Raw genomic sequence first — 25,577 nt, 5'->3', positions numbered from 1 at the left:
GACTAAGCAATTCCATTGCCTGACCCTGCTTACACGAACAGCGATAACGGCCGGGATATTCGTATCCTGGTCGATGCGCATGGTGGAGACGCCGCCCCTGACATGGTGCTTGATGCACTGGAGATGGTGCTCACGGCAAAGTTCGCAGCACAGTTTTCCGGTTCGTTGACCTTTGGTGTTGTCGGGCAGGAGGAGCTTCTGCGGCCACTGCTGCGTGAACGCGGTATTGAAGCGCAGGTCTCTCTGGTTCCCTCTACAGACGTGATCGGCATGAGTGATTCACCATCGCATGCGCTGCGCCGTAAAAAAGAGTCCTCGATTCATGTCGGTGCACGCATGGTGCGCGACGGTTTCTGGGATGCGCTGGTCTCTGCCGGTAATACCGGTGCGCTGATGGCGATCTCCAAGGTGATTCTTAAAACACTGCCGGGCATTGATCGTCCGGCTATCGCATCGATGATTCCTGCTGTGGATGATGGCTGCACACTAATGCTTGATGCCGGTGCCAACTCTGAATGTACCTCAGATCATCTTATCCAGTTTGCCATTATGGGCTCCTGCTACATGCAGGCGACCGAAGGCCTGCAAACACCGCGTGTCGGACTGCTTAATATCGGTAGTGAAGATATCAAGGGTACCGATGTCATTAAACTCACCTCAACCAAGCTTGCTGAAACCGATTTGAACTATATCGGTAATGTCGAAGGTACCGACTTGTTCGGTAACGATGTTGATGTTGTAGTTTGTGACGGTTTTGTGGGTAATGTGGCGCTCAAAACGATGGAAGGCACGGCCCGTTTTCTGGCCAGTAGTATGAGAAAAGAGCTGACCAGTGGCCTTGTGGCTAAAGCCGGTGCGCTACTGTCGCGCAAGGCCTTGAATCGCTTCAAAGATCGTGTCAATCCGGGCAAGTATAACGGCGCACCACTGTTGGGGCTTAATGGCATTGTTGTGAAGAGCCACGGTGGGGCCGATGCCGAGGCCTTTGTCAGTGCGGTTGCCGTAGCCTGCAAAGAGGTTGATGCAAATCTTACCGACCGTATTACCCAGTCTGTACAGGAGATGGTAGAGGCATGAGTTACCCTTCTGTTCATATTACAGGAATCGGTGGTTATCTGCCTGAACGCATCATGACCAATGCCGATCTTGAGAAACTGGTAGATACCACGGATGAGTGGATCGCCGATCGTACAGGCATTCGTCAGCGTCATATTATTGCAGCCGATCAGATGACATCAGATCTTGCTGTAGAGGCGGCCAAGGTTGCTCTGGCTGATGCCGGTATCACTATTGATGATATTGATGCACTGATTGTAGCCACCACCACACCCGATATGATTTTTCCATCTACTGCTACCGTGGTGCAGTCCAAGCTGGGCGGCAAGGATTTCCCGGCCTGGGATATTCAGGCGGTCTGTTCAGGTTTTGTTTACGGGTTGGCCCAGGCCGAAGGCATGATGCGCGGCGGTATGTTCAAGCGTGTACTGCTTATTGGTGCCGAATCAATGAGTCGTATTGTCGACTGGACGGATCGTAATACCTGCGTGCTGTTTGGTGATGGTGCCGGTGCGGTTATCCTTGAAGCGGGTGCAGCCGATGATGCCAATGGTTTGATAGGTTCAGTACTGCATGCCGATGGTGCCTACCGCGATCTCTTGAAAGCGCATCACCCGCATGCTCCGATGACACCTGAAATGCATCATGAGCCTGTCGACTTCCGTATTGATTCAGCCGGTGCTGCCGCCGTTGAGATGAAAGGCAACGAAGTATTCCGCGTGGCGGTCTCCAAGCTTGGCGGTGTGGTCAATGAGATCCTGGCCAAGTATGAGTTGCAGGATTCCGATATCGACTGGCTGGTTCCGCATCAGGCCAATATTCGCATTATTCAGGCGACAGCGAAGAAGTTGAAGATGGATCTGGATCGTGTGGCGCTCACTGTTGAGAAACACGGCAACACATCATCGGCCAGTGTGCCTATGGCGTTGAATGATCTCTATACCTCAGGACGTCTTGAAAAGGGGCAGTTGATTCTACTTGAGGCATTTGCAGGCGGATTTGCCTGGGGCGCTAATCTGCTCCGCTGGTCAAAATAAAATTATTATGTTCACCACGAAGAACACGAAGGCCACGAAGATCAATAATGTAGAGTTGTTTGACTCTGTTTCCATTATTTCTGTTTCTTCGTGAGCTTCGTGAACTTCGTGGTTTAAATAAGGAATAATACCGTGAGTGATTTTGTACTTCTTTTTCCCGGTCAGGGATCTCAATCCAAAGGTATGCTCGATGCGTTTGATGGCATTGATGTAGTAACCCGTACCCTTGAAGAGGCATCTGATGCGCTGGGTTACGATATGGCTGCACTGATTCGTGATGATGCCGAGGATAAGCTTGGCCAGACTGAGTTTACCCAGCCGGCTCTCTTAACCGCTTCCACCGCTTTAATGCGTCTGTGGCGCGAGAAGGGTGGTGCTGAGCCAACTCAGGTTGCAGGCCACTCGCTCGGTGAGTACTCAGCACTGGTTGCAGCTGGTGTGATCGATTTCTCTGATGCAGTTCAGCTGGTTGCATTCCGCGGGCAGGTCATGACTCAGGCTGTGCCTGCAGGTATTGGCAGCATGGCTGCTATTCTTGGCCTTGCTGATGATGTACTTGAAGAGCTTTGCGTAAACGCTTCCGATGATAGCGACAAGGTGTGGGCTGCCAACTACAACTGTCCTGGGCAGTTGGTGGTGGCAGGGCATGCCGCTGCCGTGGATCGTCTAATGGTCTCGGCCAAAGAGGCCGGTGCCAAGCGCGCACTGCCCCTGGCAGTAAGTGCACCATCCCATACGCCTCTGATGCAGCCAGCTGCTGATGCCATGGCACTGCGTCTTCAGGATATTACATTCAGTGCACCGAACTGTCCGGTATGGGGCAATGCTTCTGCTACGACTGAACAGGATGTGGAGAAGATCCGGGAGGCACTGGTCGCACAGTTGATCTCACCGGTACGCTGGACTGAAACGATTCAGAAACTTGCTGCAACAGGTGTGAGCAGGGGTGTTGAGATGGGGCCGGGCAAGGTTCTTTCCGGACTCGTCAAACGCATCGAACGTGGTATGATTGTTGGGGTGAGTGTTACGCCGGATCAGCTTGAAAGCAGTATCAATCTGATGGCAGGCGAGTGAGGGGAAACATGAGCGATAGAAAAACAGCACTGGTAACTGGCGCAAGCCGTGGTATTGGCAATGTGGTTGCGGGGCAGCTTGCAGCAGCAGGTTTCAATCTGGCTATTTGCGGTACAACGCAGGGCACAATTGATAAGGCAGCTGAAGCCATTCGAGAAGCGCACGGCGTAGAAGTTCTGGCCAGGGCTGTAGATGTTTCCGATCGCGATCAGATGCAGAGTTTTGTTCAGGAGGCCGCCAAACATTTCGGCCGTCTCGATGTGCTGGTCAATAATGCCGGCATCACCCGCGACAATCTCTCGATGCGTATGAAGCCGGATGAGTGGAGTGCGGTGATCGATACCAATCTCTCCTCTGTATTTCATGCCATGCAGGCGGCGCTTAAGCCGATGATGCGTGCGCGTGGTGGTCGTATTATTAATATCTCATCAGTTGTGGCTGGTATGGGTAATCCCGGACAGCTCAACTACTGCGCCAGCAAAGGCGGCGTGGAAGCGATGACCCGTTCACTGGCGCGTGAAGTGGGCTCGCGCGGCATTACTATTAATGCTGTGGCACCGGGTTTTATTGCTACTGACATGACTGCCGATCTGGGTGAAGATGCGCATGCAAAACTGACTGGCCAGATCCCACTCGGTCGCCTTGGCCAGCCTGAAGATATCGCTGCTGCAGTAACATTTTTGGCCAGCGATGCCGCCGGTTATATCACCGGTCAGGTGCTGCATGTAAATGGTGGCATGTATATGTAATAGTAATGTCTCTGATGAATTTCAGAGGGGTTGCTGCAGCACATGGATGTGCTGCCAATTTCAAGCTGGGAACTGCTTGAAATTGTGAGCAAAGGCAAAACCACGTTTTTGCTTTTGCGTAAATTAGAGAGCACATGGAGTGCTATCTAATTGGTAACAATTTCACTATCTTCTGCATTAGCAGAAGCTAGGTGAAGGTTCAGACTTGTGCGGCTATGAACCTTATGATAGAAGCCGCATCTATTTTTTTCGGGAGGACTTTATGTCTGCAGAAATCGAAGCTAAAATCATTAAAATCGTTTCCGATCAGCTCAATGTTGATGAGGAAGAGATCAATCCTGATTCATCTTTCGTAGATGATCTGGGCGCAGATTCACTGGATACTGTTGAGCTGGTCATGGCTTTTGAAGAAGAGTTCGGTGTTGAAATTCCAGACGAAGATGCTGAAGGCATCCAGAGCGTACAGAACGCTATCGACTACATCGCTGCTAAAGCTGAATAATCTCCTATGACCAGACGCGTAGTCGTCACTGGTGTTGGGCTGGTTACTCCGCTCGGCACCGGTACTAATGTAACATGGGAAAACCTGACCGCAGGCAGATCAGGTATCCGTCGCATCAGCCACTTTGATGCTGAGGCGACGGGTATGGCCTGTACCATCGCCGGTGAGGTGCCTGACTTCAATGTTGAAGATTTCATCAATCGCAAAGATGCGCGCAAAATGGATAAATTTATCCAGTTCGGTGTAGCTGCTTCGATGATGGCACTTGAGCAGTCGGGCCTGACCATTGATGAATCCAATGCTGAACGTGTCGGTGTCGCTGTCGGCGCCGGTATGGGTGGTCTGGTGAGCATTGAGAATACCATGCGTGCTTATGAAGCCGGTGGTGCCCGTAAAATCTCACCATTCTTTATCCCGCAGACGATCATTAATATGACATCCGGCTGGGTATCGATGCTAACCGGTGCTAAGGGTCCGAATACTGCAGCGGTAACTGCCTGTGCCACAGGTACACATGCTGTCGGTGATGCCTTTGAGATCATTGCACGCGGTGATGCCGATGCGATGGTAGCTGGTGGTACCGAAGCGGTAGTCTGTGAGTTGGCAATTGGTGGCTTCTCAGCTGCCCGTGCACTCTCCACACGCAATGACGATCCTCAGGCCGCATCCCGTCCATGGGATGTTGATCGTGATGGTTTCGTGATGGGTGAAGGTGCAGGTGTACTGGTACTTGAAGAGCTAGAGTCAGCCAAAGCACGCGGTGCTGTGATCCTTGCTGAAGTGATCGGTTATGGCATGAGCGGCGATGCTTATCATATGACCTCTCCATCTCCGGGTGGCGAAGGTGGTGGTCGCTGTATGAAGGCTGCGATGAACCGTGCCGGTATCAATCCTGAAGATGTGGATTATATCAATGCTCACGGTACATCCACACCTGCGGGTGATGTGGCTGAAACTCAGGGTATCAAATCGGTATTCGGTGATCACGCCAAAAAGCTGATGGTCTCATCATCGAAATCGATGACCGGTCATCTGCTCGGAGCCGCCGGTGGCATTGAGGCTGCGTTCTCGGTACTGGCCGTGTTTAACGGTGTGGTTCCTCCAACGATTAATCTGGACAATCCTGATCCTGAATGTGATCTCGATTATGTGCCACATGAAGCAAGAGACGCTAACATCAAGGTGGCTGTATCCAACTCATTCGGATTTGGTGGTACCAACGCAACAGTCATCGTTCGCAAGTTCGATTAACTGGCGAGTCATTTGACGTGATATTCCGCGTCATATCGAATCAGGGCCGTAAGCTTTCCGCTTACGGCCTTTTTTCTGCTTTTCCGCATCAGTTCTCCGCTATTCTGGAGGATCCATCCGGTGTCGGCCGCCAGTTCATTGTTTCACAACACGGGCAATCGGTCTCTCTACAGCAGGATGCAACAGATGAGCATGTGGCGCTCTTTTTCAACAGCTGGAAATCTGCTGTTGCCTCTGACAATTCAAATTCGCCAGCCATTCGCTGTCTGTTTTATGCCGCCTATGAAGCGGCCTCCCTGATCGAGAATCTGCCACCCTCCAAAACAGCCCTTGCCGGTCCGGTGCTGTGGACGCTCTACCCTACATTCTCCCTCTGTTTTGATAACGAATCGATCTATCTGGCGGCCAGGGATGAATCAGCAGTGCAGACGGTGCTGATGCTGCTCGATGAAGTGGGGGAGTCACTGGTTCCAGACACATCTCTGCAACTGCTGGCCACACCTGCAGTCACCTCTGCCAACGCCTATAAACAGGCTGTTGAGCAGGTGAAGTCATATATCAGCGCAGGTGATATCTTTCAGGCCAATATCGCCCGTTTCTGGTCGATGTCGTTTGATCGCACTGATCTGGCTGGCCTCTATAATCAGTTGCGCCGGGTGAATCCGGCACCATTCTCCTCTTTTGTATCGATAGGCAGTGGCAGAGAGCAATTGACGCTGATCTCCTCTTCACCGGAGCGGTTGTTTCGCATGCATCCTGATGGTGAGGTGGATACAAGGCCCATTGCAGGCACCAGAAGGCGTGCTGAAGGCGATAAGGACGAGTCACTAAGGGCAGAACTGCTGCTGTCGGAGAAAGAGCGTGCAGAGCACATTATGCTCGTTGATCTTGAGCGCAATGATCTCGGACGCGTCTGTGTTCCCGGCAGTGTTGAGGTGAATGAACGCATGGTCATCGAGCAGTACGCCACCGTGCAGCATATCGTCTCCAATGTGCGTGGAAAACTGCAACAGGGGAGGGATGTCGTTGATCTGTTCAAAGCGATGTTCCCCGGCGGTACCATTACCGGCTGTCCCAAGGTTCACTGCATGGAGATTATCCATGAGCTGGAGAACCGTGCCCGTGGCCCCTATACCGGCGGCCTGGGTTATGTGGCATGGGATGGCACAGCCGATATGAATATCCTCATTCGCACCTTCTGGCACCATAAAGGCGAGCTCTGCTGGGCGGCCGGTGCCGGGATTGTTGCTGATTCCGATCCCGAACATGAGCTGATCGAAACCGAACACAAAGCCGAAGGTCTTCTCAGGGCTCTCTCTACCACCCTTTAACTGTACTCTATATGCGTCGTCATAAACCTATTCAGCACCTCTGATCCAGTTAAGAGAAGGTGAAATAGTACAGGAAAGACCCTTAAAACCAGTGGCAAGATATTATTAGCGCGACGGAAGTCGTAAATATAGGCAGAGTTGCGCTCTTGTCCGTTTCTAAGGCACCAGCAGCGATTCAGATTGCGTGGATCGGACATGACATGATTGGAGGTGCCCCATTGGCCAGGACAAATTTCAAGTTTGAGAAGCGACAAAAAGAGATCGCCAAACAGAAGAAGAATGAAGAGAAACGCCTGCGTAAGCTGGGGTTACTTGATGAGAACGAAGAGGATAAGTCTGAAGCTGAAGCGCCGCTCTCTGAAGCGGACGAAGTCGCAAACTGGTTGTCTAAATAAGATCTCTGTTAGGTAAGCTGTAAGAATAAAAAAAGGCTGGCCGGGTTTCCCCGCCAGCCTTTTTGTTTTTTATGCGCTGTAAAATATTATCCGGTTTGCTGAATACCTGCCAGATACCATGTCGGATCATCTGAATTCGGGGCATGCTGGAAAATCCATACCTCATTCACTTCAGTACTCTGGTCTTCAACCGTTGCGCCGGTGTGATCAGTTTGCTGCTCACGCAGCATGGCAGTGTAATTTACCGCGACCCACTCCAGATCTGATTCAATCCAGCTATCGGCTATCTCAGCATTGAGCGTAGCAACCTCAGTATGGTTGGAACTGTTGGGAGACATATCACGGGCTATGCGCTCGGCAATTTCAGGGGTGCAGAACTGGCGGATATCTTCGATATCACCCGAATCCCACGCCTTCTGCATGCGCACGTAAATATCTTTGGCTGCCGGGATGAAATGTTTGTCATCGATCTCAGGACGCAGAGCGCTGCCAACCGGTTCACGGTTCTGATCCTGGAAATCAAACTCCTCCTGCACAGCATCAGGTTCTGCATGGCTACCCGGGAAGCTGTTTGCCGAAGGCTCATGGCTATACCCTTGTCCGGCAAATGATTGCTGTTGTGGCACTGCTCGTCTGCGCAGGAAATACATGATCAGAAAGATGCCGCCACCGATGAGTAGGATATCGAACAGGTTAATGCCTTCAAATGCGCCGCCGAAGAACATTGCACCAAGCAGGCCGCCAAGGGCTAAGCCACCGAGCATGCCCATCATGCCGGTACGGGCTGAACCACGCTGGCCCGCTGCAGCAGGCTGCTTCTGCGGTGCTGCCTTCTGCTGTGAGAAACTGTTTGATTTTGGTTGGCTCATGCGCTGTTTGCCGAAGCTTGAACCCATGCCGAAGCGTTTGGCATCAGCATAATCCACGCCTGAAATCATGATACCAAAGATGGCGATCATCATAATTGTCATCAGTTTTTTCATCTATTCTCCTCGTCATTTGCAAATGCAACTTGCGCAATATGAGCCTGAAAGGCTGCTTTGCGCAAGGTGCGATCCTTAATGCCAGCGACGTCTCGTGCAACCCTGCGTTTTTCAGTGAAGCTCAAGGCTCTGCCAACCGGTTTGGGGGCTTTGGCTTTGATGCCTGCACCAGGTTGCACACGGGTGTTTATTTTATACAGGTTGGTTACTTTGGCGTGCTTGAAACAGGCCTTGCGAATCTCATCGCGCAGAAAGCGGATCTGCTGCCCCATGATCGGGTGATCGACGGCAACCCATAGGCAGACACCATCATCAGGCAGTGGTTCGATCTGGATCGGCTCAGTGCGCAGCGCCATCATCGGTCCGACAATATCGGGCCATGCACGACGCAGGCGCGCCATACCCATCAGCTTACCAAGAGACTCCTCACCGAGAATTTCGGAGAGGCCACCATTGATGGCGGTCAGTTTGGAACGGGGACGTCTGGGGCGAAAGCTCAATCTATCACTCTGTTCAAAACGGCAGAGTCTTGCCGCCCAGAATATGCACGTGAATATGGAATACCACCTGCCCACCACCTTCGCGTACATTAATAATCACACGGTATCCGGCATCAAGCTTGAGCAGTTCATCGGCAATATGGCGCACGCGATCCATCATCTGACCAAGAAAAGCTGCATCCTCTTCTGTGGCATCAGCCAAAGTAGCCAGATGAAACTTAGGAATGACCAGTACATGGGTTGGTGCTTTGGGGTGAATGTCGTGAAAGGCGAAGAAATCGTCATCCTCGTAGACCTTGTTGGAGGGGATATCCCCGGTAGCTATTTTACAAAACAGGCAGTCACTCATCTTGATCTCTCCTTGCTTTGGCAGCAATACCATAATCATTTTTCACAACAAAGGAAGAATAGAGTGGGGTAAATACCTACTGATAACGCTGTTTAGTGCTATCCAGCTAAGTATGTGACTCTTAACCGTTTGTATTGTTTTTCTCTGTGTCCTTCGTACTCTTTGTGGTGAGTATTAGCTATTTCTTAACGAACTTGGTGAGAATAACGATCAACTGACCATCAACACGACCTTCTATCTGTTCGGCATTATCCTGTACCAGACGGATATTGCGTACTGCAGTACCACGCTTGGCGGTGATCGATGAGCCTTTTACATCCAGATCCTTGATCAGGGTAACGGTGTCACCCGCTTCAAGCACTGCACCGTTGCTGTCGCGATGAATCACCTTCTCTTCATCATCACTGCTACCGGCTTCTGCCCAGGCACGTGTCTCATCTTCCAGATACATCATATCCAGCAGATCCTGCGGCCAGCCTTCACCACGCAAGCGGGTGAGCATACGCCATGCTACAACCTGCACCGCAGGCACCTGACTCCACATGCTGTCATTCAGGCAACGCCAGTGGTTGGCATCAACGGTATCAGGATTATCGATCTGACCACTGCATGTTCCACAGATCAGCACGCACTGATCGGCACTTCCATCGTAAGTCGGAGGCACTTCATAAACGCCCAGATTGTCGCTTGCTCCGCATAATTCACATTTGGATTCGCTACGTGCCTGCAGTTCTGTTTCTATGCTCATAACTTGTTATTTCCTGTGGGTTCAGCCAATGGCTTTGATGGTGGCGAAGCATGAGTCTGAAGCAACCGAAGTCAATTGTTCCGTTGTAATAGTGCCCGATATTTGGATGGAAGAATTACCATTAAATGGTGGCCATATCGCTCTGTTCAGAGGCTTAAGCAGGGACTGTTGAATTGAAGTCTGGCGACTAACGCCGGTAGCGAAGCACTTGTCCTTTGGGTAGGGATTTGGCCAGGTAGTCGGTGTTTTCAGGTCTGCTCTGGCTATGTGAAAAACCGAGCTTCACCATTTTTTTACTGAAGCTGGCGTGATGGCCGCGTCCCTGATCTACAATGATCACTTCACACTGCTCTTTGGCATGTTGGTTTATGAATACTGAGAGCAGCTCGGCATGTTCCTGCTCATAGAGAATGTCACTGCCGATAATCAGATCAAACTTACCCAGGTCAGTCGTTTCATCCGCCCAGCCAGTACGTACATAGGGGATGTCATTGGCATTGTTTAGCGCTGTGTTTTCCTGAAGGAATGCACCTGCTTCCGGGTGGTAGTCGGTGGCAGTAATATCGGCATCCCTTTGATTGAGCACATGGCTGGAGAGGGCGATGCCGCAACCAACCTCAAGTATGCGTTTTCCCTTAATATCGAAGTCAGCCATCAGATGGGCGAGCACCTCACCGGATGGCCAGACGATACCAAACAGCGGCCATGTGGCTGATGAGATGCCGAGCGCTTCAGCTTCACCTTTATCATCAGAGAATTCCTGATTATCACGCAGGGTGCGCAGATGAATATCGACATTGTCAAATTCGAGGGTCTGGTAGCGAACGCGTAGCGATGACATGAATACCTGCTCTGTCGATGGTTTCGACATACGCAGCATGCGTGAGTCAACAGATTCACTACGTGGGATGGTAATCCTACATACGGGGTTTGGTTTTGACTAATTTACGCAAGAAACAGATTAAGGCTTTGATAAAGAGAGGGGCGTTTATGCAGTGCCGTTTGGCTGAAGTGAGTTATTCCTGAATCTGTTTTCAAGGAAAAAACAGCCGAAAGGCAGCACGGAGGTAATCAGGGCATAGTTCCATGTCGATTTGGACCATGCTTCTTTACGGCTGACCATCTCAAGCATGGGCAAAAAAGCCAGCCAGAGCACGCCGTGAACAGGCCCGGCTATGGCCACCATATCCATATCAAACAGGTGTTTGGCAGGCATGGCGATAAAGAACAGGGCGATCAGAGATAGCCCTTCAATAAAACTGATAATTCTGAACGCTTTTAGCATGAGGGTGTAGTGTAATGTACAAGCTGAAATTGTCTAACAGACTCTGGCTATTTACCCACGAAAGTCTGTAGTTCATTGGCGAACCCCAAGCCAGCTTCTGTATAGATGTTGAAAGTGTGGTCGACACCAATAGCCTTCAAAGCATCTTCCTCATCCCGGAATTTTGTCGTGGCTGCGATACGCCCATGATACCCCATCTCCTTAAGTCGCAATGCTGCATCCATGTTGGCTTTTTGTGACGGCAGGGTGAGCAATACCCACTCCAGTTCGTCGAGCAACTGGGGCGCACGTGTCCAGAAATCGGGGTTGGTCGCATCACCACTGACGACATTTCTCCCCGCTGTAGAGTGTTTGTTAGCCTTCTCCTGATCAATTTCCACGCCGACCAGACTGCCTGCGTAGTCCGCCTCTAATGCGTTGTAGGCGGCAATACCCATCCGCCCCATGCCGAATACCACCACCTTTATGCCCGCAAGTTCCAGATTCTCTTCACCGGCAAGGCGCTCGGAGCGTTCGGATCGCTTGAGCCGTGGACGCCATCTCTGATATAACTTGTCCCGGACATTCACCAATGGTGCTGAAACGATAAAAGAGATCGACATCATCACGGCAAAAACTGCCAGCCACTCTTTTGGCAACCATCCCGATGAGATGGCGATAGCGCCGACGATCAGGCCGAACTCACTGTAGTTTGCGAGGTTGAATGAGGCACGAAGTGAGGTGCTGGATCTAAGCCGAAACAGGTTAAAGAGCCCGTAATAGATCGCTGTTTTCAATGGCAGGATCAAAATGAAAAGCAATGCAATAAGCAGTTCATTCCAACCCGGCAGGCTGGTCATGCCGACGCTGAGGAAGAAACCGACCAGAAACAGCTCCTTCAGCCCCAGCAGGGCTTTTGACAGCTCGCCGGCCTTGGTGTGGTTGGCAAGCAGCATCCCGAATACCAGCGCTCCGACATCTGCCTTGATACCGACCAGTTCAAAGATATCCGCGCCGACCAGTGCCAGAGCAATGCCGAAGAGAATCAGGAGTTCACCATGACCGACTTTGTCGAGTATCCTGTAAATCAGGAAGCGCAGGGGAATCAGTCCAATCAACGCCAGAGCCCATGGCGTAGGTAATTTGCCCATTGAGGCGGCAATAAACAGGACTGCCGCGATGTCCTGCACCACCAACAGACCAATTGCGATCTGCCCATGTCTGGCATTGGTTGCCCCCAGTTCGTCGAGGATTTTTACTGCGAATACGGTACTCGAGAAAGAGACAGCGAAACCGATGAGCAGGGCTGTACCCATATCAACGCCGGAAATCAGCGGCAGGCTGGTATAGGAGAGCACCACGATGATGGTGGCGACCAGCATCGTAATCAGCCCCATGTGCAGTGTAGCCACCCCCCAAACTTCGGGCCTGACTAACGATTTTATCTTAAGCTTGAGACCAATGGAGAATAGCAGCAGGGTGATGCCAAGATCGGCCATGACATTGAGGAAATCGCCGCCCTCTACCCCCAGAGCATTGAGCAAAAAACCTGCTGCCAGGAAGCCGACCATTGGAGGTAGCCCCACTCGACTGATCACCAGTCCGCAGAGGAAAGCGGCAGCTATCCAGAGCGGGTCACTGTAATGAATCGAGAGGAGTATTGGTTCCATAATCTATCGTGAAATGTTCAGTGGCATACAATCAGGCACAATTGGGCAGCCAGTGCGCTAAAGGTCTCGGAGGTATGGTTTTAGAACAGATGTTGTCCATGTTTTCTCCTTAGCTATATATCTTTAACTCTATCCCTTTGTTTGTCATCTGTTAGTAGGCTTGAACGCCATATTTAAGAAGCAGACGAGGTAAAATATCATCCAAGTTTTGCACATCTTTGTCGTTCAGTTCAATAAGATTGAAACCATATTTTTCATAGATTGAAATTTTTTCTTTTTTACGATTGAGATATTTTGAATCATTTTCATAACCCCAGTATTCGATATATACCTTTCCAGTAGGGATATAGAAGTCACAATATACATTTTCTTCAACAGGAAGTTTGCGTTCATAAGCATGGACGATTTCTGCCATGTACAACCAGTTATCAATGAGCATCTCAGCCTTTGAACGTACAAAGTGACCATCTGTAGCACGGTGTTTTGCTTCAAATTTTTCTCTGAAATCAACTTGTTTGGCAATTGATAGCTCAGCCTCACCTTTCACATCCTGAATTGAGCCGAGAAGAGCCCGGTTGGTTATAATGTTCTCAGGCCACCGAACAAAAGGGATGCCTGATTTTCTGTCTTCATCCTGAATTCCGCCAAGCTTCTCTCCCTGTAGAGTAAGCTTCCAACCTTTGATACTTTTCTGAATCCAGCCCAGTTCCGAAAGAATGAAATTAATTTTGTTGGCAGATAGATCATACTTGGTTCCAAGAGCTCTGGCTGTCAATCGTGTCTCAGCTTGTTTTTCAATCGTTGGAGCTGTGGACATTGATTCTGGCCAGGCAATATAACGGCCAAATTTTTTACTTTCCAAATATTTACCGCCAATTTTCATGCCTAGAGGAGTAAGGTTCCATTGCTCATCGATCTTTTCAATCAAGCTATCAGAGAGGAATTTTGCAAACAGTTCCTTCGCTGGAATTCCGATCACTTTAGCTAGTGCTGATGTTGAAAGGTATTTGTCGTCTGCCATTGGAACCTCAGTTTCTACTTATTACGCGATGCCTTCTCTTCGTGCCCTGAAACGCCGAAGCGGCGGGCGAGTTCATTGAGAACATCGTCAGGGCTTAAGCCTTTCTGGGCCAGCATCACCATGGAGTGGAACCAGAGATCGGCTGTTTCATAGATGATCTGTTCACTGTCATCGTTCTTGGCGGCGATGATGGTTTCAACTGCCTCTTCGCCGATCTTCTCCAGCATCTTGTCCGGCTTGGCGTAGAGTGAAGCCACATAGGATGCATCGGGTGCTTCGGACTTGCGCGCTTCAAGAATAGCGGCCAGCTCTTTCAGAATATCGTTACTCATTTCAGGGGCTCCTCGTTGGTTACCCATTCATCATCCTGCCGCTTTTTATAAAAGCAGGATTTGCGGTTGGTGTGGCAGGCAGGTCCGGTCTGCTCAATGATCAGCAGCATTGTATCACCATCACAGTCGAGAAACATGTCGATCACCTTCTGAATATGGCCGGAGGATTCACCTTTTTTCCACTGCTTGCTGCGAGAGCGGGAGTAGTAGTGGGCAAAACCGGTTGCCACTGTCTGCTCAACGGCCTCTTCATTCATCCAGGCCATCATCAACACACGACCGGTTGTCGCGTCCTGTGCGATAGCAGGAACAAGTCCCGCTTCATTAAATTTAATCTGGTTCAACAGGGTTATCATGCGCCTATTCCATTTGGAGATAGTTTTTCCTTTGCGACCCTTTGCGTCCTCTGCGGTGAGAAAATCATGCGGTCAGCTTCGCGAGAGCACGGCCGGCAGCTGCGATGGTGTTCTCTACATCAGCATCTGTATGTGCTGCACTCATAAATGCCGCTTCGTATTGTGATGGGGCGAGATAGATGCCTTCATCGAGCATGGCGTTGAAGAATTTGCCGAAGAAAGCCAGATCACAGTGGTTACTTACATCAGAACAACAGGTGACAGCATCAAGTTCAGTGAAGAAGACGGTGAACATCGCACCGACCTGATTGGCAACAGCGGGAACACCGGCAGCCTTACAACCTTCCAGCAGCCCTTCCACCAGACGCGTGGTTTTGCGTTCCAGCTCTTCGTAGAAACCCGGTGCACGCAGGCGAGAGAGTGTCTCAATGCCCGCACGCATAGCCAGTGGGTTACCCGATAGTGTGCCTGCCTGATAGACAGGGCCATCAGGAGAGATCTTGCGCATGATCTCTTCGCGGCCACCATAAGCGCCGACCGGCAGACCACCACCGATAATTTTACCCAGGCATGTCAGATCAGGCATGATGCCGAAGCGCTCCTGTGCACCACCGGCAGCAACACGGAAACCGCACATCACCTCATCAAAGATCAGTAGCGCACCCTCTGCATCACAGATGTCGCGCAGTTGCTGTAGAAAACCGTTATCATTAAGCAGCATCACTCCGGTATTGCCCGGTACAGGCTCAACAAAGATGCAGGCGATCTCACCCTTGTTGTCGGCGAAGAGTTTTTTCACCGCATCGATATCATTGAACGGGGCAGTCAGTGTCAGTTTGGCGTAATCGGCAGGCACACCGGCAGAGTCAGGCTCACCAAAGGTGGCAGCGCCGGAGCCGGCTTTAACCAGGAAGCCGTCGGCATGGCCATGATAACCACCATCAAACTTAATGAACTTATCGCGGCCGGTAAAACCGCGTGCCAGACGCAATGCACTCATGGTCGCTTCTGAGCCTGAATTGACAAAGCGGATGACATCAATGGAGGGTACCATATCGATCACCAGCTGAGCCAGATCAATCTCCAGTTCGCATGGTGCGCCAAAGCTCATGCCGAGTGCAGCAGTCTCCTGTACACCCTTAACGACATCAGGGTGGGTGTGGCCGAGAATCATCGGGCCCCATGAGCCGACATAATCGATGTATTTATTGTTATCAACATCCCAGACATAGGCTCCACTGGCTTTGGCAAAAAAGCGTGGTGTGCCGCCGACCGATTTGAAAGCGCGAACCGGTGAATTAACACCGCCGGGTAGCAGCTTGCAGGCCTGCTCGAAATCATTTTGTGACTGGGTAGTGATTGACATGAATAATCCTTATTGTGGGTCTGTTTCTAAAAGTGACGGGACGTTAGGAAGAGGGCGGGCTTGTGTCAATGTTACGGGTTTTAAATTCGGGCTGTTTCAGAGCTGTTTCTCTTCAATCCAGGCCCCTTTTAACCCCAGTTTTTTGGCCAGGAAGCTACGTGTTACTTCCGCATCTTCTCTATTTAAGGTGCGATGGAGTTGAATGCGATGAAATATTTTACCTTTAACATTTGCCCGCACTGCCTTGGTCTCAATGTTAGAGGCCTTGATTCGGGCTACCAGCTGCTGCGCTGATTTTTCCGAGCGGACCGAAGCAAGATAGATGATCCAATTGCCTGAATCTGTTGCTGGCAGCGTAGCTGAAGGCGCTGCTGTATTCTTTGATGTCTCTTTTTCCATTATAACTTTCGCAGCTTCAACCTTTGCAGTCTCTATCTTTGCAGTCTCTACCTTTGCAGCCTCTACCTTCGTAGCCTCAACCTTTGCAGCCTCAACCTTTGCAGCTTCAACCTTTGCAGTCTCAACCTTTGCAGTCTCAACCTTTGCAGTCCCAACCGCAGCAGTCCCAACCGCAGCAGTCTCAACCGCAGCAGTCTCAACCGCAGCAGGTTGTGCTTCTTTTACCTGAGCCGTCTGAACTGGTTTTTCGCCGTTATCGGCAATCGTGAGATAGCCAATGGCGGCAACGGCAACAAGAATCACTGCTGCTACCATGCCAATATTGATACCGCTTTTCTGCTCTGGTGGGGCCGAATAGATAGGGGTGTCGGTAGTGGTCTCACCAGTTTCTGAGAAATCTTCCGGTGATTCGTCCGGAAACAGAGGCTCCTCATCAATCGGGTCTACGCTGTTTTCAGGTTCAAGAGTCGGGGTTTCATCGGCTTGCATGAGGGGTTCATCTGCAACAGGGGTCTCATCAGGAGTCTCATCAAAAAAGGGCTCAGGCTCATACTCACCGGCAAAGGGGTCGAGCTCCCTATGATGTAGTTTTTTATCATCACTCATGCAGAACTCCTCCCACCTGATCGATACTGTCAAAAGAGCTGGAATGACAGCTTCGACGCCCTTGTGCTACGTTAAGTTAATGTCAAACTTTTGCAAGTCTGGCTGCTCTCTCCTTATTACACAAAACTGACGGCCAATACGGCACTATTCTTGCTCGTATGGCTGCATGACAGAAATAGATAGCAGCGAAGAGCTGAAGCAGCGTTTAACCAATATGGTGGACTCCATGCCCGCCTTTCCTGAGAGCGTGCATCAGGTGATGTCCATTACCCGTGATATCAACTGTTCGCCCAAAGATCTGGTCAAGGTGATTGAGCGTGATCCGGTGATGACCATGAAGATTCTAAAGATGGTAAATTCAGCCTTTTTTGCCTTGTCGAGGCATGTTTCATCGGTTCAGCATGCGCTGGTTTATCTCGGACTGAACACGATTAAAAATCTGGCTGTCAGTATCGCTACGCTCGAGACGATGCCGAGGAAGAGTATTCCTGAGCTTAGTATGTCAAAATTTTTGACTCACTCGCTGGCTACAGCGTCAGTAGCCCAGTGGTTGGCCAGGAATCAACTCAATATTCGCGATGCTTCTGATCATTTTGTTGCCGGTCTGTTGCACGATTTCGGTAAAGCCGTATTTATCCAGTTTGAACCCGTCACCTACGGCAAGATTATTACCGAAGCCAAAGAGAAAAATCTGCCGCTTGCACTGGTGGAGATGGAGCGACTGGGTGTTTCCAGTGCCGAGGTGGGTGCGATGCTGGCTGAAAGCTGGCAGCTGCCGGAGCCGCTGGTGGACTGCATCAGAACGCAGGTGAATTGTAGTGAGGGCTCATCCAATCTGGCGCTATCGGTGGCTGCTGCCAGTTCCGTTGTCAAAGCGATGCATCTGGGTGATAACGGTGATCCCTATGTGGGTGATTTTTCAGAGGTGATGCATAACCGCTTGCACTGTAACCTCGAAGATGTGGTGGCGCAGATGGATGGCCTGCAGGAAGAGGTTGATAAACTACTTAATATGGTTCGCTCATGAAGCTGACATTCTGGGGCGTACGCGGCTCAATCCCTTCACCGGGGCCGAAAACGGTGCGTTATGGTGGCAATACCACCTGTATCGAGATCAGAACCGATGATGGACAGCTGATTATTCTCGATGCCGGAACCGGCATCTTCCCACTCTCACATACGCTGTTCGGTGATTTCCCGCTGCATGCCCATATTTTTAATACCCATTCGCATTGGGATCATATCCAGGGTCTTCCCTTCTTTATTCCGCTGTTTGTACCGAATAATCGTGCCACGATTTATGGTGCCTACGACCCGATCACCCAGAACAGCATTGAAGAGATTCTCAGTGTTCAGCTGCAGTACCGTTTTTTTCCCATTCGTGAATGCGAGCTCAATGCCAAAATCGATTACGTCTCACTCAGAGAGGGTGAGAAGGTGAACATTGGTGAGGTTACTATCACCCCGGTGCTGCTGAATCATCCGGTGGTGAATTTTGGTTATCGCATCGATTGCCGTGGCAAATCACTCTTTTTTACCGGCGACCATGAGAACCCCTATAATATCTATGATCAGGAAGATGATGAGTTTGAGATGTACCAGTCGCTACTCGATCAGAAAGAGTCCCACTTTATGGATCAGATACGTGGTGTGGATGTGCTGATTGCCGACGCCTCCTATAGCGAAGCTGAGTACCCGGCCAAGAAGGGGTGGGGGCATGGCACCTATCACTCCTGCATGAAGATGGCTGAGAAGGCAGAAGTGCAGCAGCTGTTTCTAACGCATCACGAACCGACCCGTAGCGATGATGCCCTTGAGGCTCTGTTTAAGGAGAGCCGCAACAGTCTCAGCGTTGAAGTGCCGGAGATTGCACTGTCCCGAGAGGGGCTGAGCATCGAATGGTAATGTTTTTAATATAAAGGATTCTTATCATATTGTCGGAACTGTGTTTGTTTCAGTTATGTAAGGTCCTCTTCAAGTCTGATGTTATACCAGCTGGAAGTAGGAAAAATCCTTATTTGTGGGGTGGTTACTCTCCTGCTCTTCAGGTGGTGAACGATATTAACCCCCTAAATCGGCTCCGGGCTAAGGCAATAATTACCCCTTGGCAACGCTGTTTTAGATTGAATAGTAGGGGCCGTTATTAGATCTTGTTTCAGGGGCTTCGGAGGTGATGCATGGGTGAAGAGTTCAAAGACGAACACGAACGTGCTGAATTTCTACTGGCAGTACTGCTCAATCGCGAAGAGGCAGTGGAGCTCCGCAATAGTGCTGCCGTCTATCTCGGCCATTTCGACTCCGAGAAGGCTCTGAATTCACTTATCGAATTTGCCTGTAATGATCTGGAGAATGAACGTCTGCTTATCTCCTGCGGTGATGCCATTGCTGAGATATGGGATAGAAATCACGACTTTGATATCAATGTGGTGCTCTCTCAGGTTGCCATTCCGACCAAAGATGAGATTAAATCTCGACTAGCCAGCCGATAAGCCAGAGTCGTCAATAATAAAAGAGCCCCTCTGAGGTAATCAGAGAGGCTCTTTTTTGGCTTAAAATGGCAAGATCAGAGTCGGGATTCAATCACCGGCAGGGGTGATTAATCGTCCCACTCTTCCCAGTCATCATAATCGCGGCGCTTCTTCTCCAGCTGCTTTAGTTCAATGCGATGGCTATGTTTAATTTTATCCTGCTTGGGTGGAACTTGATCCTTCTCCCAGATTGAGTAATCAAATGCGTGATGACCCATATGTGTTGCTCTCCTGACATGATGTCACTGAAAATCAAGGCGGTTTTGTAAGGCCGCAGGCGAATTATTGAGTCGAATGAATCGATTGGTAAATCAATAAAATTTGATCAGGCTGATCAATAAATCAGATGGCTGGAAGTAGTGGACGCAACAGATAAATGAGTGTTGTAACAACAATAATCATGATCAGATTCAGGCGTATGCCAGCCTTGACCATGGCATGCATCGGCACCATACCAGAACCGAAAACAATAGCATTGGGTGGTGTGGCAACCGGCAGCATAAAGGCGCAGGAGGCGCCGATGGTTGCAACCAGCATCACCGACATGGCATCCAGTCCATTGGCAAGGCTGACAGCAGCCAGAATCGGTAACATCACCTGCGTGGTTGCAGTATTGCTGGTGATTTCAGTCAGGAAGATAATCACCACGGCAACGGCCAGCATCATCAGTGGCAGTGGTACACTTCTGAGAAACTCGAGTTGTCCGCCGATCCAGAATGAGAGGCCTGATTGCTGCATGCCGTGGGCCAGTGCGAAGCCGCCGCCAAAGAGCAGTACAATGTCCCAGGGTAGTTTTGGAAACGATTCGCGGCCGAGGAGAGGACGCCCATCCTCACCGCGCAACAGGAATAGCAGTGAAGCCATAAAGATAGCAACAGTACCGTCATCGACCCCTTTGTAGGGGAGCAGAGAGGACCAGCCGGGAATATCCAGCCCTTCACTCCGGATGCCGGATCTGGTTATCCAGAGCAATGCGGTAATGGTCAGTACCCAGGCGACAAACTTCTCCTCCCGGCGTGCTTTGCCCAGTGCCTGCAGGGCCTGCTTCAGCTGGCTGCCATCGGATCTGTTCCACGGGAGTTTCGCAAGTTGAGGCCCGAGTACGACAAACAGAACAAGCAGCCCGACGAGCACCATAGGAATACCGATCATCATCCACTCAAGGAATGAGGGGACGGAATCAGGCAGGCTGACGCGCATATTTTCAAGGAAGACCAGATTGGGTGGTGAGCCGACCGGTGTGCCCATGCCACCGATGTTGGCCGAGTAGGCGATAATCAGCAGGAAGGTGGCTGCCATCGGCCCTACCTCCTCAGCATCATGCTCCTCCAGTAGTTTTTTAAGTAGTGGCAGGGCGATGGTCACCATCAGCATGGCGGTAGCTGTATTGGAGATCCACATCGAGAGAAAGGCCGTGGCTGCAGCAAAGCCCATGGCCAGTTGCAGGGGGCTGGCATGCAGTCGGCTCAACATATTCAGGGCGATGCGTTTGTGCAGGCCGGAGTTCTCCATCGCCTGTGCGATCAGGAAACCGCCGATAAAAAGAAAGATGATGCTGTTGAAATAACGGGGTGCTGTCTCTGAGCCTGTTGCGATACCGAGCAGCGGGAAGGCGACGAGCGGCAGTAGCGCGGTGACTCCCAGTGGTACACACTCTGTGATCCACCAGATCGCCATCCAGAGGGCAACGGCGAGCATGGCAGGCGCTGTAGGATGTCCTGGGATATCAACCAGAATAAGGCAAGCCGTTGCAACTGCAGGGCCGGCGATAAGAGCTATGTTTTTACTGTTTATTGGCAACACTCAGGATCCGGCTTGCGGGCCGAAACCACGATACAACGGCCAAGCAGCATCTCTGTGCTGTTGATCTGCTTGATGATCGGTTCGTTATGCTTATCCAGTGTGCGGTACTTATTGCGCTCTTTTTTCCATGACAGGGCTGCAAGCAGTTGGATGGGCAGATAGAAGAGGATAAACCAGTAGAGCGAGTGAAACTGTATTTTGTCGGTTGAGAAAGCTGGCAGATCAAATCCCGAATCCATCAACGCATGCGCCAGATAGGGGTAGGGGATGGGGGTAATATGGCCACCGGCACTCTCAATTGATGTTTCGCCAACATGCAGTGGGCCGAACATGCTCCAGAATCCGGTGATGAGAAAACGCATGCGTGATTTCATGTTCAGGACATTGGGGGTGGTTATCACGACAACGCCACCCGGTTTGAGGACCCGATGAATTTCCCTGATAATAGCCCGATAATTTTCCAGATGTTCGGCTACTTCGGTGAAGGTGACCAGATCAAACTGCTGGTCAGCATAGGGCAGTTTCCCGTCATTAAGATCAACGACATTAACTGTTACACCATCAAGCTCCATAAACTCATCGGTATAGTCACAGGCGCAGCTTTGTACATCATACTCCTGACGGATGCGGCGAATCAGGTTGCCGGTGCCGCTGCCGATATCCAGATGTGTGCCGGAGATGTCGGGGTAATTGCTGGTCAAACTGCGTACCGCACCTTCCAGTGTGGCATCGAGGCTTAATTTATCATCTTTTGAGAAGGCATCGGACATGCGTGCAGGCTAGGGCGGAGGCCAAATTCAGTCTACAGCTTAATCGACCAGAGAGACTGGGCGATTAAGCCAATAGAGCAGATCCTCTTCTATTTACGGTAGCGGCTAACCCATGAACCTTTATACATGGGGTCTTCATTGAATTTCGCGTGTGCAGTATCGGCCTCTTCTACACTGGAAAAGTTAGGCACGCGAACACGGTAAAAAGTGCTCTCACCAATATTAATCTGTACCAGCTCGGTTTCAGTGCCGTTGGCCTTGAGTTTTGTGATAAGTCGATCAGCGGCGGCATGGGTTGAGAGTGATATGAGATTCACTGCCCAGGCAAAGGTGGTTCTTCCCTCTGTGGGTGAAATTACCTTGCGGGTGACAGGGTCAACTTCAAGCGTAACTGCAACAGCAGATGAGAGTGCTGCCGTATCAACAGAGGTTGCGGCCATATCGGAAGGGGCAGTAGAAACAGCAGATGCTGCTTTTTCGGCTGCATCAATAGCTGCCGGTTCACTCAGCAGTGGTTTCAGGGCTAGCGGTTTTTCAGCCACTGCCGCTTTTTTGGAGCTGGCGACAGTTTTTTCAACCTCTTTTTTCATCTCTTTCTTGGCAGTAGAGAGTGCTTTTTTGGTATCGGGAGTTGCCGGTTTATGCTGCGCAGTTGCAGCCGGGCTGGCTGTCTGGTTGCTGGCAGTGACTGCCGGTTGCTGCTCAGGGCTATCAGATTTTGTGGTGAAGTAGGCGATGCCACCGACCAGTACTGCAACGATGATGCCGATCAGCAGTATACTGCTCTTCTGCTCCTCTTCAGGGCCATCGTCTGATGCATAGGGTTTCTCTTCGATTTCGACAGCATCTTCATCCACCGGAGCAATAACAGGCTCTATCTCAGCGCTCTCATCAGGCTCGGTAATCTCATCAAGCAGGTCACCGAGAAGTTCACCGTCGGTGGTATCATTCAATGCTTCTTCGTCAGAGCGATGCTCGGCTTGCTCATCAAATTCCGGCTTTTTGGAAAAATCGTCAGACATGATTTCACTCCTTCCCCATGAGTTATTCAGATGGCAATGAGTGTTTCATGATCGCTCTGTTTTGTCCAATATCGACTGTGATATGGCTTTAACTCTCCAGTATAAAGGTGACAGGGCCATCATTGCTCAGTGTGATCTGCATATCTGCGCCGAAGAGGCCTGTTTTCAGTCGTAACGGGTATTTTGAGAGCCGTTCAGCCAGTGCCAGAAAAAGCCTTTTACCCTCAACAGGTTCAGCTGCAGTTGAAAAGCCTGCCCGGGTCCCTTTTTTGGTGTCGGCAGCCACAGTGAAATTCGGTACCAGCAGAATCTCCCCATTGATATCAGAAAGACTCAAATTCATGCGTCCTTGAGAATCGGGGAAAATCCGGTAGCCGGTGAGCCGTTCAGCCATGCGTTTAACCGAAGCTGCACTATCTCCCTTCTCAATGCCGACCAGTGCAACAATACCCCGACCAATAGCGCATGGGGATTGCTCACCGGTGACAAGACTTGCTCCGCTAACGCGCTGAATAATGGCTCGCATCTATTCCTCCTCGCCAAAGCGGCTGATTGGATGCTAAATTGCAGAGATGGGTAAAGGCAACCGCAAAGTCATCTACTCCTGGGCGCTCTACGACTGGGCCAACTCTGCATATACCACGACAGTGATGGCCGGGTTTTTCCCTGTTTTCTTCAAACAGTACTGGGCCAGTGATCTGAGCGTTAATGAGAGCACCTTCTGGCTTGGTATCGCCAATGCAGCCTCAGGATTGGTGATCGCGCTATTAGCCCCAGTGTTGGGAGCGATGGCTGATCAGGGTGGATTGAAGAAGCAGTTGATGCTCTCCTTTACCTCGCTTGCCATTGTGATGACTGCCGCACTGTTTCTGGTCAGTGAAGGGATGTGGCAGATGGCGGTACTGGTCTATCTTTTTGGTGCCATCGCATTTTCCGGTGCCAATGTCTTTTACGACGCCTTGATTGTTGATGTGGCCGAGCATAAACAGCTGGATCGGGTGTCCGCCCTTGGTTATGCGCTCGGATATATCGGTGGCGGTATCCTCTTTGCAGTTAATGTGCTGATGACGCTGCATCCCGAATGGTTTTTTCTTGCCGATAAAGCGGAGGCGGTACGCTGGTCATTCCTCTCTGTGGCTGTCTGGTGGGCACTATTTACGATTCCCATTGCACTCTATGTGCATGAGACGGGGCAGGAGGGGCGATTGGGCTGGGTAGCATCGGCCAGAGCCGGTTTTCATCAACTCAGTGGAACAATTCATCATCTGCGTTCACTTAAACAGGTGTGGCTCTTTCTGATCGCCTACTTCCTCTATATCGACGGGGTGAATACGGTGGCACATATGGCTGTCGATTATGGACTGTCGCTCGGTTTTGATTCCAGCGTGTTGATCTCTGCGCTGCTGATGACCCAGTTTATCGCTTTTCCTGCCGCGCTTGCAGCTGGTTGGCTGGGAGCACGGTTTGGCGCCAAGCGGGTGATTATTGCCAGCATCGCAGTCTATGCAGTGGCCTGTATCTGGAGCTCAACGATGCAGAATGCCAATGACTTCTACTGGCTGGCGGCAGCCATAGGACTGGTGATGGGTGGTATTCAGGCGTTAAGCCGTTCGATGTATGCTCGTATGATTCCCAAGCAGCAGGCGGCTGAGTTCTTCGGTTTCTTTAATATGCTGGGTAAATTTGCGGCAGTGTTCGGGCCACTGTTGATGGGTTTGGCCAGCTATCTCACCGGCAGTGCCCGTTTCTCCATTCTGGTGATTGTTGCTCTGTTCGCTGCCGGTGCTATCGTACTTTACTATGTAGATGAAAAATCAGAGATGCAGGAGGTTTAATTATGGCAACATCGGTACTGGTAGTTCTGGGTTTCATCCTATTTCTGGCCTTCTATATTGTGATGATCTACAACCGTCTGGTGAAGTTTAAGAACCGCTTCAAAAATGCATTTTCACAGATCGATGTGCAGCTCAAACGCCGTTACGATCTGATTCCCAACCTGGTTGAGACAGCCAAAGCCTATCTCAAACATGAGAATGAAACGCTGACCAAGGTGACTGAAGCGCGTAATCAGGCGCTGGCAGCAACAAAAGCTGCTGCGAGCAATCCCGGTGATGCTTCGGCGATGAAATCACTGATGGGAGCAGAGGCGGCACTCGGTGGCGCACTGCTTAGTCTTAATGCGGTGATGGAGGCATACCCTGATCTGAAAGCCGACCAGACCATGATGCAGCTCTCCGAAGAGTTGACCACAACCGAAAACAAAGTCTCTTTTGCCCGTCAGGCCTTTAACGATGAGGTGATGGTTTATAATACCCAGCGCGAGACTTTCCCCGATGTGATGCTGGCGCCGATGTTCGGTTTTGCTGAGGCAACACTCTGGCGTATCGAAGCGGTAGAGGAGAAGCAGGCTCCGAAGGTCAGTTTCCAGTAATTCACCACAGATAGCACGAAGACCACGAAGGGAA

General features: G+C 50.7%; 30 protein-coding genes. 13 read left to right on the top strand and 17 right to left on the bottom strand.

Going from position 1 to position 25,577, the window contains the following annotated elements; translation table 11 throughout:
- Positions 1 to 15: 15 nt before the first annotated feature.
- The 8 genes from plsX (at position 16) to F3F96_RS05900 (ending at position 7,395) form a co-directional block, all read left to right on the top strand.
- On the top strand, positions 16 to 1,077 hold the full coding sequence (gene plsX, locus F3F96_RS05935; protein ID WP_241697682.1) for a phosphate acyltransferase PlsX: 1,062 nt from the start codon (positions 16 to 18) through the stop codon (positions 1,075 to 1,077).
- Positions 1,074 to 2,093: a beta-ketoacyl-ACP synthase III gene (locus tag F3F96_RS05930; RefSeq protein ID WP_176962335.1), complete on the top strand. Its 1,020-nt coding sequence runs from the start codon at positions 1,074 to 1,076 to the stop codon at positions 2,091 to 2,093. Before plsX ends, F3F96_RS05930 begins: the two co-directional genes overlap by 4 nt.
- A 132-nt stretch (positions 2,094 to 2,225) precedes the next feature.
- Entirely contained in the window at positions 2,226 to 3,167 is a 942-nt protein-coding gene (gene fabD / locus F3F96_RS05925; protein WP_176962334.1) for an ACP S-malonyltransferase, read from the top strand.
- An 8-nt stretch (positions 3,168 to 3,175) separates the two neighbouring features.
- On the top strand, positions 3,176 to 3,916 hold the full coding sequence (fabG, locus tag F3F96_RS05920; protein WP_176962333.1) for a 3-oxoacyl-ACP reductase FabG: 741 nt from the start codon (positions 3,176 to 3,178) through the stop codon (positions 3,914 to 3,916).
- A gap of 262 nt (positions 3,917 to 4,178) precedes the next feature.
- Positions 4,179 to 4,418, top strand: coding sequence for an acyl carrier protein (acpP, locus tag F3F96_RS05915; protein ID WP_100265686.1), 240 nt, complete (start codon positions 4,179 to 4,181; stop codon positions 4,416 to 4,418).
- Between the two features lie 6 nt (positions 4,419 to 4,424).
- The gene (fabF, locus tag F3F96_RS05910) at positions 4,425 to 5,669 is read left to right on the top strand and encodes a beta-ketoacyl-ACP synthase II (RefSeq protein WP_176962332.1); all 1,245 of its coding nucleotides are present in this window, start codon (positions 4,425 to 4,427) and stop codon (positions 5,667 to 5,669) included.
- A gap of 17 nt (positions 5,670 to 5,686) precedes the next feature.
- Positions 5,687 to 7,000 (top strand): chorismate-binding protein, encoded by a 1,314-nt coding sequence (locus F3F96_RS05905; protein WP_176962331.1) that lies wholly within the window; start codon positions 5,687 to 5,689, stop codon positions 6,998 to 7,000.
- Positions 7,001 to 7,218: 218 nt separating this feature from the next.
- A complete protein-coding gene (locus F3F96_RS05900) occupies positions 7,219 to 7,395 on the top strand; it encodes a hypothetical protein (protein WP_176962330.1) in 177 nt (58 codons plus the stop codon).
- A gap of 86 nt (positions 7,396 to 7,481) precedes the next feature.
- Here the strand turns inward: F3F96_RS05900 and F3F96_RS05895 are convergent, their stop codons facing one another.
- The 12 genes from F3F96_RS05895 to F3F96_RS05840 all read right to left on the bottom strand — a co-directional run bounded on the left by F3F96_RS05895 (position 7,482) and on the right by F3F96_RS05840 (position 16,989).
- Positions 7,482 to 8,378: a Tim44 domain-containing protein gene (locus F3F96_RS05895; RefSeq protein ID WP_176962329.1), complete on the bottom strand. Its 897-nt coding sequence runs from the start codon at positions 8,376 to 8,378 to the stop codon at positions 7,482 to 7,484.
- Positions 8,375 to 8,878 (bottom strand): DUF721 domain-containing protein, encoded by a 504-nt coding sequence (locus F3F96_RS05890; protein ID WP_176962328.1) that lies wholly within the window; start codon positions 8,876 to 8,878, stop codon positions 8,375 to 8,377. Before F3F96_RS05890 ends, F3F96_RS05895 begins: the two co-directional genes overlap by 4 nt.
- A 13-nt stretch (positions 8,879 to 8,891) precedes the next feature.
- Positions 8,892 to 9,227: a histidine triad nucleotide-binding protein gene (locus tag F3F96_RS05885; protein ID WP_176962327.1), complete on the bottom strand. Its 336-nt coding sequence runs from the start codon at positions 9,225 to 9,227 to the stop codon at positions 8,892 to 8,894.
- Between the two features lie 178 nt (positions 9,228 to 9,405).
- A complete protein-coding gene (locus F3F96_RS05880) occupies positions 9,406 to 9,975 on the bottom strand; it encodes an alkylphosphonate utilization protein (protein ID WP_176962326.1) in 570 nt (189 codons plus the stop codon).
- Positions 9,976 to 10,162: 187 nt separating this feature from the next.
- Entirely contained in the window at positions 10,163 to 10,816 is a 654-nt protein-coding gene (locus F3F96_RS05875; protein WP_176962325.1) for a methyltransferase, read from the bottom strand.
- 147 nt (positions 10,817 to 10,963) lie between these two features.
- A complete protein-coding gene (locus F3F96_RS05870; RefSeq protein WP_176962324.1) occupies positions 10,964 to 11,260 on the bottom strand; it encodes a DUF3817 domain-containing protein in 297 nt (98 codons plus the stop codon).
- A 47-nt stretch (positions 11,261 to 11,307) separates the two neighbouring features.
- Complete coding sequence (locus F3F96_RS05865) at positions 11,308 to 12,909, bottom strand: cation:proton antiporter family protein (RefSeq protein WP_176962323.1); 1,602 nt, start codon at positions 12,907 to 12,909, stop codon at positions 11,308 to 11,310.
- 151 nt (positions 12,910 to 13,060) lie between these two features.
- Entirely contained in the window at positions 13,061 to 13,930 is an 870-nt protein-coding gene (locus F3F96_RS05860; protein WP_176962322.1) for a glycerol kinase, read from the bottom strand.
- 14 nt (positions 13,931 to 13,944) lie between these two features.
- A complete protein-coding gene (locus tag F3F96_RS05855) occupies positions 13,945 to 14,262 on the bottom strand; it encodes a phosphoribosyl-ATP diphosphatase (RefSeq protein WP_176962321.1) in 318 nt (105 codons plus the stop codon).
- Entirely contained in the window at positions 14,259 to 14,618 is a 360-nt protein-coding gene (hisI, locus tag F3F96_RS05850) for a phosphoribosyl-AMP cyclohydrolase (protein WP_176962320.1), read from the bottom strand. Before hisI ends, F3F96_RS05855 begins: the two co-directional genes overlap by 4 nt.
- 64 nt (positions 14,619 to 14,682) lie before the next feature.
- Entirely contained in the window at positions 14,683 to 15,984 is a 1,302-nt protein-coding gene (gene hemL, locus F3F96_RS05845; RefSeq protein ID WP_176962319.1) for a glutamate-1-semialdehyde 2,1-aminomutase, read from the bottom strand.
- 96 nt (positions 15,985 to 16,080) lie between these two features.
- On the bottom strand, positions 16,081 to 16,989 hold the full coding sequence (locus F3F96_RS05840; RefSeq protein ID WP_176962318.1) for an SPOR domain-containing protein: 909 nt from the start codon (positions 16,987 to 16,989) through the stop codon (positions 16,081 to 16,083).
- A 166-nt stretch (positions 16,990 to 17,155) separates the two neighbouring features.
- On the opposite strand from F3F96_RS05840, the gene F3F96_RS05835 reads away from it, so the two are divergent.
- From F3F96_RS05835 to F3F96_RS05825, 3 genes are all read left to right on the top strand, one after another.
- On the top strand, positions 17,156 to 18,016 hold the full coding sequence (locus F3F96_RS05835; RefSeq protein WP_176962317.1) for an HDOD domain-containing protein: 861 nt from the start codon (positions 17,156 to 17,158) through the stop codon (positions 18,014 to 18,016).
- Positions 18,013 to 18,894 (top strand): MBL fold metallo-hydrolase, encoded by an 882-nt coding sequence (locus tag F3F96_RS05830; protein WP_176962316.1) that lies wholly within the window; start codon positions 18,013 to 18,015, stop codon positions 18,892 to 18,894. Before F3F96_RS05835 ends, F3F96_RS05830 begins: the two co-directional genes overlap by 4 nt.
- A 272-nt stretch (positions 18,895 to 19,166) precedes the next feature.
- Positions 19,167 to 19,478, top strand: coding sequence for a hypothetical protein (locus tag F3F96_RS05825; RefSeq protein WP_176962315.1), 312 nt, complete (start codon positions 19,167 to 19,169; stop codon positions 19,476 to 19,478).
- Between the two features lie 107 nt (positions 19,479 to 19,585).
- Here the strand turns inward: F3F96_RS05825 and F3F96_RS05820 are convergent, their stop codons facing one another.
- The 5 genes from F3F96_RS05820 to dtd all read right to left on the bottom strand — a co-directional run bounded on the left by F3F96_RS05820 (position 19,586) and on the right by dtd (position 23,638).
- Positions 19,586 to 19,735 (bottom strand): hypothetical protein, encoded by a 150-nt coding sequence (locus F3F96_RS05820; protein ID WP_176959361.1) that lies wholly within the window; start codon positions 19,733 to 19,735, stop codon positions 19,586 to 19,588.
- 124 nt (positions 19,736 to 19,859) lie between these two features.
- Complete coding sequence (locus tag F3F96_RS05815) at positions 19,860 to 21,317, bottom strand: DASS family sodium-coupled anion symporter (protein ID WP_176962314.1); 1,458 nt, start codon at positions 21,315 to 21,317, stop codon at positions 19,860 to 19,862.
- Positions 21,308 to 22,090 carry a bifunctional 2-polyprenyl-6-hydroxyphenol methylase/3-demethylubiquinol 3-O-methyltransferase UbiG gene (locus F3F96_RS05810; RefSeq protein WP_176962313.1) on the bottom strand — a complete coding sequence of 261 codons (783 nt, stop codon included), beginning with the start codon at positions 22,088 to 22,090 and terminating at the stop codon, positions 21,308 to 21,310. The genes F3F96_RS05815 and F3F96_RS05810 overlap by 10 nt, the downstream gene beginning before the upstream one ends.
- A gap of 89 nt (positions 22,091 to 22,179) precedes the next feature.
- Positions 22,180 to 23,112 (bottom strand): SPOR domain-containing protein, encoded by a 933-nt coding sequence (locus tag F3F96_RS05805; RefSeq protein ID WP_176962312.1) that lies wholly within the window; start codon positions 23,110 to 23,112, stop codon positions 22,180 to 22,182.
- An 88-nt stretch (positions 23,113 to 23,200) separates the two neighbouring features.
- Positions 23,201 to 23,638, bottom strand: coding sequence for a D-aminoacyl-tRNA deacylase (dtd, locus tag F3F96_RS05800; RefSeq protein WP_176962311.1), 438 nt, complete (start codon positions 23,636 to 23,638; stop codon positions 23,201 to 23,203).
- A 46-nt stretch (positions 23,639 to 23,684) separates the two neighbouring features.
- Between dtd and F3F96_RS05795 the strand changes: the two genes are divergently transcribed.
- Together F3F96_RS05795 and F3F96_RS05790 are read left to right on the top strand one after the other, a co-directional pair.
- Complete coding sequence (locus tag F3F96_RS05795; RefSeq protein ID WP_176962310.1) at positions 23,685 to 24,947, top strand: MFS transporter; 1,263 nt, start codon at positions 23,685 to 23,687, stop codon at positions 24,945 to 24,947.
- A gap of 2 nt (positions 24,948 to 24,949) precedes the next feature.
- Positions 24,950 to 25,543 (top strand): LemA family protein, encoded by a 594-nt coding sequence (locus F3F96_RS05790; protein WP_176962309.1) that lies wholly within the window; start codon positions 24,950 to 24,952, stop codon positions 25,541 to 25,543.
- The last annotated feature ends 34 nt before the right edge of the window (positions 25,544 to 25,577 follow it).

Origin of the sequence: Mariprofundus sp. NF (assembly GCF_013387455.1) — a bacterium.
GTDB lineage: Bacteria > Pseudomonadota > Zetaproteobacteria > Mariprofundales > Mariprofundaceae > Mariprofundus.
This window is presented reverse-complemented; position numbering and strand designations above follow the sequence as displayed.